We start from the raw sequence: 9896 nt of genomic DNA on the forward strand, positions 1-9896 counted from the left end.
CGGTTGGCTATAGTATTTGTTACCACCAGTCATCTGGCGTTTACTTGATATCGATATCTGCAAAGCTCTTGATCAGATCATCAAGCGATTTCATTTGTGCTAAGAATGGCTCTAACTTGTCTAGAGGCAGTGCAGATGGGCCATCACAACGCGCTTGGTCTGGGTTTGGGTGCGCTTCGATAAATAGACCTGCGATGCCTGTCGCTAGACCCGCTTTTGCAAGCTCAACTGTCTGCTCACGACGGCCGCCAGATGCTGCGCCTGATGGGTCACGCATTTGTAGTGAGTGCGTTACGTCAAAGATGATTGGGCTACCTTTCGAAGCATTTTTCATCACACCAAAACCAAGCATGTCTACAACTAGGTTATCGTAACCGTGGCAAGAACCGCGCTCACATAGGATGATCTTGTCGTTACCGCATTCTGCGAACTTCTCAACGATGTTACCCACTTGACCTGGGCTCATAAATTGAGGTTTCTTCACGTTGATAACCGCACCTGTTTTAGCCATAGCTTCAACAAGGTCAGTTTGACGAGCTAGGAATGCAGGAAGCTGAATAACGTCTACCACGTCAGCGACAGGTTGAGCTTGTGCTTCAGTGTGAACGTCCGTGATGATCTTTACACCAAAAGTGTCTTTCAGCTCCTGAAAGATTTTCATACCTTCTTCCAGACCTGGACCACGGTATGAATGAACAGAACTGCGGTTTGCTTTGTCAAACGACGCCTTAAATACGTAAGGAATACCAAGTTTTTCCGTTACTTTTACGTAGTGCTCACAGATCTGCATCGCAAGATCACGAGACTCAAGAACGTTCATACCTGCAAATAGGGTGAATGGCTTGTCGTTAGCAACCTGAATGTCGCCGATATTAACGATTTTCTGTTCCATTTTGATTCTCTTTTTCTGTCCACGATACGCCACAGTTCGGCACATCGATAAAATTAGTGAAGTGTGACGTGCGTTTCACTCATCACATTAACTTGTGATTTTAGTAGCTCGGAAGCCGGATCGTCAGGGCATTGGTCAATAAAGTACTGAAAATCTGATACCGCTACTTGAGGGCACTCTAGCTGTTGGAAAATAAAACCACGGTCACGAATTTCGTATGGATCATCTGGCACAAACGTTAGAGCAAGATTCGTACAACGTAATGCCAGCGTATAATGCTCTTCGCGCAACATCGCACTTTTAATCAACGCCAACCAGCGACCAATAATTGTTGGGTTGTCAGCTTCCTCAAAATGTTCAGGCTTTAGCTGAGCTAGCGGTCCTTCCTGGCCAATAAGCCAAGCTTGAAGAATCCTTTCACCTACATACTCACCATTAAATGGGTTGATGTAGTCTGGCTTCTTATGCATCCAGTCGACTTTTAACAGGAACTGAGTAGGGAAAGTAACTCCCTTCAACGGGAACCCCAGCTTTTTGCCTAGGTATAACAAAATCGAACCTAAGCTCACAGGAATACCTTTTCTGCGCTCCAACACTTTATCGATGAAGCTGTTGTCCGAAATAAAGTATTCCTGCTCGTCGCCTTTGAACCCCCACTCGTGGAAAAACAGTCGTAGGAATGCATCAAATCGTTGCTCTTCATCGGTTTCATGAACAAGCGTGGCTTCTGCATCTTTGTAAAGACGCTCTAACTCTTGTTTCGCCCAATGTACTTTGGTTTCTGGGTTAATCGCTTTGTTGAGCTCAAGCGCACCTTCCACCAACGGTATATTGTCAAAATCTTCGTCAAAAAACTCTAACATGACGTCTATCCAAATAACGTAGGGCTCTTAGACACAGCAATGTTTGCAGCCATGACCAACCAACCCAATGCGCCGAAAAAGCCAAATATCTTCAGTAGGTTGTTTTTCGCAAGTTTCAATGAGAAGAATCCAAGCGCAATGTACGCCAGTACGCAGGTGATTTTGTTTGTTAACCACGGTGCGGCATCGGTAAACGGGATGAAACCAGTAATGAAAATAAGCGCGATACCTGACACTAGCAATGCAGTATCAACGATGTGGGGAAACACTTTCAAAAAGCGATTATTTCGCTTCGGTGAGTTCATCATCATTAACACGAATCGGATCGATAGTAGCGTCGCACTGAGAGCGATCGTCACTAAGTGTATGTGTTTTAGAGCTACGTACATTTTTCTTCTCTTTTTAGTTAGTGTTTGCTGACTTCCATGATTAACTGGCCAGACAACCAAGCGTTACTCGATCGTTACCGCCATAATCTTTTTCCGTAGCGACCTGTTGGTAACCAAAGCCACGCATTATCTCACGCACCGCCTCACCTTGATCATAACCATGTTCAAATGCCAGCCAACCGCCCACTTCAAGATACTGACGAGCAAGATCCGAGATATGACGAATATCAGCTAAGCCATTCTCTTTAGCAACTAATGCAGATTTTGGCTCAAAGCGCACATCACCTTGGGATAAATGTGGATCTTTTTCATCAATATATGGCGGGTTGGAGACAATTAAAGCAAACTTCGTACCTTCTGTAATAGGCTCAAACCAACTGCCTTGAGCAAAGGTCACATTTTTGATGTTTAGCTGCTCAGCATTGTACTCTGCAAGTGCTTTCGCTTCTTGCTTAAGGTCTACGCCCATCACTTGACGCTTTGGCATTTCAGATGCAAGCGCGATGGCGATAGCTCCCGTCCCCGTTCCAAGATCTAAAATAGGCCCAGTTTGCTCGTAGGTCTTATCGAGTGCAACTTCGACCAAACGTTCTGTATCCGGTCTAGGTATCAGGGTAGAAGGAGAAACTTTAAACGGTAAAGACCAAAACTCTCGCTCACCAATAATATAAGCGACGGGTTCACCAGTTAAACGTCGTTCAAGTAGAGCGTCAAACTGAGATTTTTGCTCTGCTTCTAACGCTTTTTCTGGCCAGGTCAGCAGGTAAGTTCGTGGTTTGCCAAGGACATGGCAAAGGAGTACAGCTGCATCGAGAGAAGGCGACTCTTTGCCGCCTTCTGCCAGTTTCGCCGTCGCACTTTTCAGTGCTTGCTCAATCGATTGAACTTGGCTCATCGATTAGCCGTTCTCTGCGAGCGCCGCAAGTTGGTCTGCTTGGTGCTCTTGAATCACAGGATCAATCAAGCTCTGCAGGTCACCTTCCATCACTTCGTTCAAACGGTAGATGGTCAGGTTGATGCGGTGATCAGACACACGACCTTGTGGGTAGTTGTAGGTACGAATACGGTCACTACGGTCACCAGAACCTAGAAGGTTACGACGTGTATCAGACACTTCTGCGGCACGACGCTCTTCTTCCGCTTGAACGATACGAGCAGCAAGAACCGCCATTGCTTTCGCTTTGTTCTTGTGCTGTGAACGCTCATCCTGACACTCTACTACCGTACCCGTTGGTAAGTGGGTAATACGGATTGCAGAATCCGTGGTGTTAACGTGCTGACCACCCGCGCCAGATGCACGGAACGTATCGATTTTCAGGTCTGCTGCTTTGATTTCTGGCAGATCCGCTTCAGGGATTTCCGCCATTACTGCTACTGTACAAGCAGAAGTATGCACACGGCCTTGAGATTCAGTTGCTGGAACACGCTGTACACGGTGACCGCCTGACTCAAACTTCAGTACGCCGTACGCACCGTCGCCGCTCACTTTTGCGATCATCTCTTTGTAACCACCGTGCTCAGCCTCGTTTGAAGACATGACTTCGATGCGCCAGCCACGCTTTTCTGCGTACTTGCTGTACATACGGAATAGATCACCCGCGAAGATACCCGCTTCGTCGCCACCCGCACCTGCACGAATTTCTAGGAAACAGTTACGATCATCGTTCGGATCTTTTGGCAGAAGAAGAATCTGTAACTCATCAGTAAGACGCTCAATCGTCGCTTTCGCTTCTTTGATTTCTTCTTGCGCCATTTCACGCATTTCTTCGTCGTCTTCGTTTGCCATCTCTTCAGCGGCGACAAGATCTTCTTGTGCTTGTTGATAAGCTTGGAAGCACTTGGTTACTTCTTCTAGCTGAGAGTACTCTCTTGATAGAGCACGGAATTTGTCCTGATTTCCAATTACATCAGGATCACCAAGAAGATGTTGAACTTCTTCGTAACGTTCTACTAGCGTTTCTAGCTTAGTCAGAATAGAGGCTTTCATAGTGTCGTTTTCTTAATAAAAAGCGTGAGTTATAGATCATCCAAGCCAAGTGTTTGGCGGATAATCGTTAATTTTGCTGGTTCGCCTTGCTCAGCTGCACTTTGCAATGCGCGAGTTGGAGCGTGAATCAGTTTGTTGGTGAGTTTATTACTCAGCTCGCGCAGCACTTTCTCCGGATCTGCGCCTGCCGCTAAAGATTGCAAACTTTTGCTCAGTAACTCTTCACGAATTTCGTTGGCTGATTTGCGATAGTCGCGAATACTATCGACGGCTTGCAGTGAACGCAACCATGTCATAAACGCAGCGCTTTCTTCACTAACAATCGCTTCAGCTTGAATCGCTTCGACTTTACGCTGCTCAATGTTGCTGTCGATGATAGATTGCAAGTCATCAACAGAATACAGATATGCGTCGTTCAGTTCACCGACTTCCGACTCTACATCTCGCGGCACCGCAATATCGACTAACAAGATAGGTTGATGTCGGCGCTGCTTTAGAGCCGTTTCGACCATACCTTTGCCAATAATAGGCAATGGGCTCGCCGTTGAGCTAATCACAATATCCGCTTTCGCCAAATGTTCAGGAATTTCGTTCAAACTGATCACTTCTGCGCCAAATTGGTCCGCTAAGCCTTGCGCGCGCTCTTTAGTGCGGTTCGCGACAATCATTTTTGTGCAACCGTTGGACGCTAAATGCTTCGCGACCAATTCAATCGTCTCGCCCGCACCAACTAAAAGCACGGTTGAATCTGATAACGACTCAAAAATATGTTTTGCCAATGTACATGCCGCATAAGCCACGGACACGGCATTACCACCAATATCTGTCTCTGTTCTCACCCGTTTGGCGACTGAGAACGTCTTTTGAAACAATTTATCAATCGAGGCATCGACGGCTTGATGATCTCGCGAGTCAGAAAATGCTTGCTTTACCTGCCCCAAAATTTGAGGCTCACCCAACACCAGAGAGTCAAGACCGCACGATACGCGCATCAAATGCTTTATTGCAGCTTGTTCTTCATGAACATACAAACTCGGCATTAAATCTTCGCGGCTCACTTGATGAAATTGAGCAAGCCAATCGATCAGCTTGTTTCGCGCTCCTTGCTTAACATCGCAGTACAACTCTGTTCGGTTACAGGTTGAAACAATCACACTGCCGTTAACCGCTTCGTGCTCTCTAAGTTGCTCGAGTGCAGGGCCGAGTTTATCCGGACCAAACGCCACCTTCTCTCGCAAGTCGACAGACGCTGTATTGTGATTAATTCCAATAGCAAGCAAGGACATCTAACGTGGTATCTCTGGGATAGGTTATAAAATAGGTCCAGAATTTTACTGTAAGCACGCATTTATTGAAAGGGTAAGCCGGATTTGTTTTCCTAAGTGCGACTTTTCAATGCTATAGTTGTGAGCGATTCCCGATGAAACAGATTAATAAGCCATCAAACATGACGTTACGCTCCTTTATTCTTTTTTTCTTGTCGAGCTTACTGCTCGCTGGTTGTTCGTCCGTTCCAGAAAGTGTTACCAGCGTTGAATGGCAAGCTCATGAGCAGCGACTCGAAACCATCCAAGATTTTCAAGCAACGGGGAAACTTGGTTATATTGGCCCAGACCAAAGACAAAATTTAAACTTCTACTGGAAACATTCTTCAGCACTAAGCCAGTTGCGTTTAACAACGATTCTCGGACAAACGGCATTAAAGCTCACCATCACCCCACAAGGCGCCACAGTAGAAACTTACGACGATCAGGTCCTTTCTTCTCGCAGTGCTAACCAGCTGATTTACCGTCTTACAGGGTTGATGATGCCCGTCGAACACATGCCTGACTGGCTATTAGGTCTACCGACCGATGCCGACAAATTCCAACTGTCTCCAACCAATACACTGCAAGCGTTAAACAAACAAATTGGTTTAAATGATTGGAGTATTGCTTATCAACGATATGGCGACGTTCAATGGCATGAACAGTCTCTCCCTCTGCCAAATAAGCTGAAACTCACCACAGCTGATGTCAAAATAAATCTAGTGATCACAAAATGGAACATCACCCAATGATTGAACTTTCAACACGCTGGCCATCACCAGCGAAATTGAATCTCTTTCTATATATCAACGGCCGTACAGAGAATGGCTACCACGAGTTACAAACCTTATTCCAATTCGTCGATCACGGCGATGAGCTCACCATTCAAGCGAACCATTCTGGTGATATTACGATTTCTCCAGACATAGAAGGTGTGCCCCTTCAAGACAATTTAATTTGGAAAGCAGCAACCGCGCTTCAAACTTACTCAAACTGCCCTTTTGGCGCGCATATTGAGCTACAGAAAGTGCTGCCTATGGGTGGAGGCATTGGTGGGGGCTCATCGAATGCAGCTACAGCATTAGTGGCACTGAATTACTTATGGCAACTGAATCTAACTGACGACGAACTGGCTGAAATAGGTTTAAAACTAGGCGCAGACGTGCCCGTATTTGTGCGCGGATTTGCAGCTTTTGCTGAAGGTGTTGGTGAAAAACTCTCTCCTGCTTATCCCGAAGAAAAGTGGTATTTAGTCGTCAGACCGAATGTATCTATCGCAACCGTCGACGTTTTTTGTCATCCAGATCTGACGCGAAACACCCCAAAACGAGATCTAGAAACACTTTTAAATACGCCAAGCGTAAACGATTGCGAAAAAATTGTACGAATGCTCTACCCAGAGGTTGATAAGCAACTTTCTTGGCTGCTACAATACGCGCCGTCAAGATTGACGGGGACAGGATCTTGCGTTTTTGCTGAATTTTCGAGCAAATCTGAAGCAGAAACTATCCTTGCACAACTCTCTGATAAAGTCTCGGCATTTATCGCTCAAGGGCGCAATATTTCGCCATTAAAAGAGACTTTGGCTGAATACCAATCAGCCTCACACCGACCTATTTAAACTGGACGCAAACCCGAGGTTTCCACCGTGCCTGATATGAAGCTATTTGCTGGTAACGCAACACCTGAACTAGCCCAACGTATTGCTGATCGTCTTTACATCTCTCTTGGTGATGCATCTGTTTCTCGCTTTTCTGATGGCGAAGTTGCAGTTCAAATCAATGAGAATGTTCGTGGTAGCGATGTTTTCATCATTCAATCCACTTGTGCACCGACTAACGACAACCTAATGGAATTGGTTGTTATGATTGATGCAATGCGCCGTGCTTCAGCAGGCCGTATCACTGCAGTTATCCCTTACTTCGGCTACGCTCGCCAAGACCGTCGTGTACGTTCTGCGCGTGTGCCAATTACTGCAAAAGTTGTTGCTGATTTCCTATCTAACGTTGGTGTTGACCGCGTTCTAACTATCGACCTACACGCAGAGCAAATTCAAGGCTTCTTCGATGTACCTGTAGACAACATCTTCGGCACGCCAGTGCTACTTGAAGATATGCAGGCTCGCGGTCTAGATAACCCTGTAGTGGTATCTCCTGACCTAGGTGGCGTTGTTCGTGCTCGTGCAACAGCAAAAGCACTAGGCGACATCGACATCGCAATCGTAGATAAGCGTCGTCCACGTGCAAACGTTTCTGAAGTAATGAACCTAATCGGTGATGTTGAAGGTCGTGACTGTGTGATCGTTGATGACATGATCGACACAGGTGGCACACTATGTAAAGCAGCTGAAGCACTAAAAGAGCGCGGTGCTAAGCGTGTATTCGCTTACGCTACTCACGCAGTATTCTCAGGCAACGCTGCGGATAACATCAAGAACTCAGTTCTTGACCAAGTTATCGTGACTGACTCTATCTCTCTGTCTAAAGAGATGGCTGCAACAGGTAAAGTGACAACACTAAGCCTATCTCGCATGCTAGCTGAAGCGATTCGTCGTATCAGCAACGAAGAGTCAATCTCTGCAATGTTCAACTAATACGAACATTTCAGTTAAACTGATTTCAAAAGCACCCCTCTTTGGGGTGTTTTTTTATTTGTACTGATAACTAGAAAATCCCTTGGTCGCCCACCGCGAGTTTTCTGTGCTATCATACTGCGCTTTTTGAGATTCCAGAGAGATCCTAACCTTGAGTCAACCAATCAAACTTCTTGTTGGTCTTGCTAATCCAGGACCAGAATACGCCAGAACTCGTCACAATGCGGGCGCTTGGGTTGTAGAAGAATTAGCACGCGTTCACAACGTTACACTGAAGAACGAACCAAAGTTTTTTGGTCTAACAGGGCGCATTATGGTCAATGGCCAGGATCTCCGTTTGCTTATCCCAACCACCTTCATGAATCTATCAGGTAAATCGATCGCAGCGCTTGCGAAATTTTATCAAATTAAACCTGAAGAGATCATGGTTGCTCATGACGAGCTAGACTTACCGCCAGGTGTCGCTAAGTTTAAAAAAGGTGGGGGGCACGGTGGACACAACGGTCTGCGTGACACCATTAGCAAACTGGGCAATAACAAAGATTTTTATCGTCTTCGTATTGGCATTGGTCATCCGGGACACAAAGATAAAGTGGCGGGTTTTGTATTAGGTAAAGCGCCAGCTAAAGAGCAAGAGCTTTTAGATGCAGCAGCTGATGAGGCTGTTCGTTGTCTAGATATCCTGATTAAGGATGGCCTATCTAAAGCACAAAATCGCCTCCACACGTTCAAAGCTGAATAAGGTTACTATCATGGGTTTTAAATGTGGCATCGTTGGTCTACCTAACGTAGGTAAATCAACTCTGTTCAACGCACTAACTAAAGCGGGTATCGAAGCAGCAAACTTCCCGTTCTGTACCATTGAACCAAACACTGGTGTGGTTCCTGTGCCGGATCTACGTCTAGACGCACTAGCTAAGATCGTTAACCCACAGAGAGTTCTTCCAACGACGATGGAGTTCGTGGACATCGCAGGTCTTGTTGCTGGTGCATCACGTGGTGAAGGTTTAGGTAACAAATTCCTAGCTAACATCCGTGAAACAGACGCGATTGGCCACGTTGTACGTTGTTTTGAAAACGAAAACATTGTTCATGTTTCAGGTAAAGTTTCACCTATCGAAGATATCGAAGTGATCAACCTCGAACTTGCAATGGCTGACCTAGATTCTTGTGAGCGAGCGATTCAACGTAACGCGAAGAAGGCAAAAGGCGGCGATAAAGACGCAAAATTTGAACTAACCGTACTAGAGAAACTGTTACCAGTACTAACTGAAGGCGGCATGGCACGCACAGTTGAGCTATCTAAAGAAGAGTTAGCAGCGATCGGCTACTTAAACTTCCTAACACTGAAGCCAACTATGTACATTGCAAACGTAAACGAAGATGGCTTCGAAAATAACCCATATCTAGATGCGGTTCGTGAGTTCGCTGAAAAAGAAAACAATGTCGTTGTACCTGTATGTGCAGCTATCGAATCTGAACTATCTGAACTGGAAGATGAAGATCGCGAAGAATTCCTAGCAGATATGGGGATCGAGGAGCCGGGCCTAAACCGTGTAATTCGCTCTGGTTACGAACTACTGACTCTACACACCTACTTCACAGCAGGTGTTAAAGAAGTACGTGCTTGGACAATCCCTGTTGGTGCAACTGCACCTCAGGCGGCAGGTAAGATCCACACTGACTTCGAGAAAGGCTTTATTCGTGCAGAAGTAGTCGGTTACGACGATTTCATCCAATTCAATGGTGAAAATGGCGCAAAAGACGCAGGTAAATGGCGTCTAGAAGGTAAAGACTACATCGTAAAAGATGGTGATGTTGTACACTTCCGCTTCAATGTTTAATTAAATGAATGAATTCTAAAC

The 9896-nt window shown here is 45.8% G+C and carries 11 protein-coding genes; 5 read left to right on the forward strand and 6 right to left on the reverse strand.

Going from position 1 to position 9896, the window contains the following annotated elements; all coding sequences use genetic code 11:
* Positions 1–40 precede the first annotated feature (40 nt).
* From kdsA to hemA, 6 genes are read right to left on the reverse strand one after another with little or no spacing between them, the layout of a single operon-like run.
* Entirely contained in the window at positions 41–892 is an 852-nt protein-coding gene (gene kdsA / locus CAG68_RS05785; protein WP_005384095.1) for a 3-deoxy-8-phosphooctulonate synthase, read from the reverse strand.
* Between the two features lie 53 nt (positions 893–945).
* On the reverse strand, positions 946–1755 hold the full coding sequence (locus CAG68_RS05790; protein WP_005384098.1) for a SirB1 family protein: 810 nt from the start codon (positions 1753–1755) through the stop codon (positions 946–948).
* 5 nt (positions 1756–1760) lie between these two features.
* Entirely contained in the window at positions 1761–2144 is a 384-nt protein-coding gene (locus CAG68_RS05795; protein WP_005382225.1) for a SirB2 family protein, read from the reverse strand.
* 40 nt (positions 2145–2184) lie between these two features.
* Positions 2185–3039: a peptide chain release factor N(5)-glutamine methyltransferase gene (prmC, locus tag CAG68_RS05800; protein ID WP_017634841.1), complete on the reverse strand. Its 855-nt coding sequence runs from the start codon at positions 3037–3039 to the stop codon at positions 2185–2187.
* A gap of 3 nt (positions 3040–3042) precedes the next feature.
* Positions 3043–4131, reverse strand: coding sequence for a peptide chain release factor 1 (gene prfA, locus CAG68_RS05805; RefSeq protein WP_005382222.1), 1089 nt, complete (start codon positions 4129–4131; stop codon positions 3043–3045).
* A gap of 29 nt (positions 4132–4160) precedes the next feature.
* Positions 4161–5417 carry a glutamyl-tRNA reductase gene (gene hemA, locus CAG68_RS05810; RefSeq protein ID WP_005384104.1) on the reverse strand — a complete coding sequence of 419 codons (1257 nt, stop codon included), beginning with the start codon at positions 5415–5417 and terminating at the stop codon, positions 4161–4163.
* A 134-nt stretch (positions 5418–5551) separates the two neighbouring features.
* Here hemA and lolB point away from each other — a divergent pair, with 134 nt between their 5' ends.
* The 5 genes from lolB (at position 5552) to ychF (ending at position 9875) form a co-directional block, all read left to right on the forward strand.
* On the forward strand, positions 5552–6190 hold the full coding sequence (lolB, locus tag CAG68_RS05815; protein ID WP_086046566.1) for a lipoprotein insertase outer membrane protein LolB: 639 nt from the start codon (positions 5552–5554) through the stop codon (positions 6188–6190).
* The gene (gene ispE, locus CAG68_RS05820) at positions 6187–7059 is read left to right on the forward strand and encodes a 4-(cytidine 5'-diphospho)-2-C-methyl-D-erythritol kinase (RefSeq protein ID WP_064369040.1); all 873 of its coding nucleotides are present in this window, start codon (positions 6187–6189) and stop codon (positions 7057–7059) included. The genes lolB and ispE overlap by 4 nt, the downstream gene beginning before the upstream one ends.
* 27 nt (positions 7060–7086) lie before the next feature.
* Positions 7087–8031, forward strand: a complete 945-nt coding sequence (locus CAG68_RS05825) for a ribose-phosphate pyrophosphokinase (RefSeq protein WP_005393176.1) — start codon at positions 7087–7089, stop codon at positions 8029–8031.
* A gap of 151 nt (positions 8032–8182) precedes the next feature.
* Positions 8183–8773, forward strand: coding sequence for an aminoacyl-tRNA hydrolase (gene pth / locus CAG68_RS05830; RefSeq protein ID WP_086046564.1), 591 nt, complete (start codon positions 8183–8185; stop codon positions 8771–8773).
* A 10-nt stretch (positions 8774–8783) separates the two neighbouring features.
* Positions 8784–9875, forward strand: a complete 1092-nt coding sequence (gene ychF / locus CAG68_RS05835; protein ID WP_005393178.1) for a redox-regulated ATPase YchF — start codon at positions 8784–8786, stop codon at positions 9873–9875.
* Positions 9876–9896: the final 21 nt, after the last annotated feature.

The organism is Vibrio sp. V42_P2S4T144 (assembly GCF_009904715.1).
Taxonomy (GTDB): Bacteria; Pseudomonadota; Gammaproteobacteria; order Enterobacterales; family Vibrionaceae; genus Vibrio; species Vibrio alginolyticus.

What these genes read in the sequence shown, in the direction of transcription:
- prfA (WP_005382222.1), bottom strand. Translation starts at nt 4,131, where the DNA reads ATGAAAGCCTCTATTCTGACTAAGCTAGAAACGCTAGTAGAACGTTAC.
- prmC (WP_017634841.1), bottom strand. Translation starts at nt 3,039, where the DNA reads ATGAGCCAAGTTCAATCGATTGAGCAAGCACTGAAAAGTGCGACGGCG.
- kdsA (WP_005384095.1), bottom strand. Translation starts at nt 892, where the DNA reads ATGGAACAGAAAATCGTTAATATCGGCGACATTCAGGTTGCTAACGAC.
- CAG68_RS05795 (WP_005382225.1), bottom strand. Translation starts at nt 2,144, where the DNA reads ATGTACGTAGCTCTAAAACACATACACTTAGTGACGATCGCTCTCAGT.
- CAG68_RS05790 (WP_005384098.1), bottom strand. Translation starts at nt 1,755, where the DNA reads ATGTTAGAGTTTTTTGACGAAGATTTTGACAATATACCGTTGGTGGAA.
- hemA (WP_005384104.1), bottom strand. Translation starts at nt 5,417, where the DNA reads ATGTCCTTGCTTGCTATTGGAATTAATCACAATACAGCGTCTGTCGAC.
- lolB (WP_086046566.1), top strand. Translation starts at nt 5,552, where the DNA reads ATGAAACAGATTAATAAGCCATCAAACATGACGTTACGCTCCTTTATT.
- ychF (WP_005393178.1), top strand. Translation starts at nt 8,784, where the DNA reads ATGGGTTTTAAATGTGGCATCGTTGGTCTACCTAACGTAGGTAAATCA.
- ispE (WP_064369040.1), top strand. Translation starts at nt 6,187, where the DNA reads ATGATTGAACTTTCAACACGCTGGCCATCACCAGCGAAATTGAATCTC.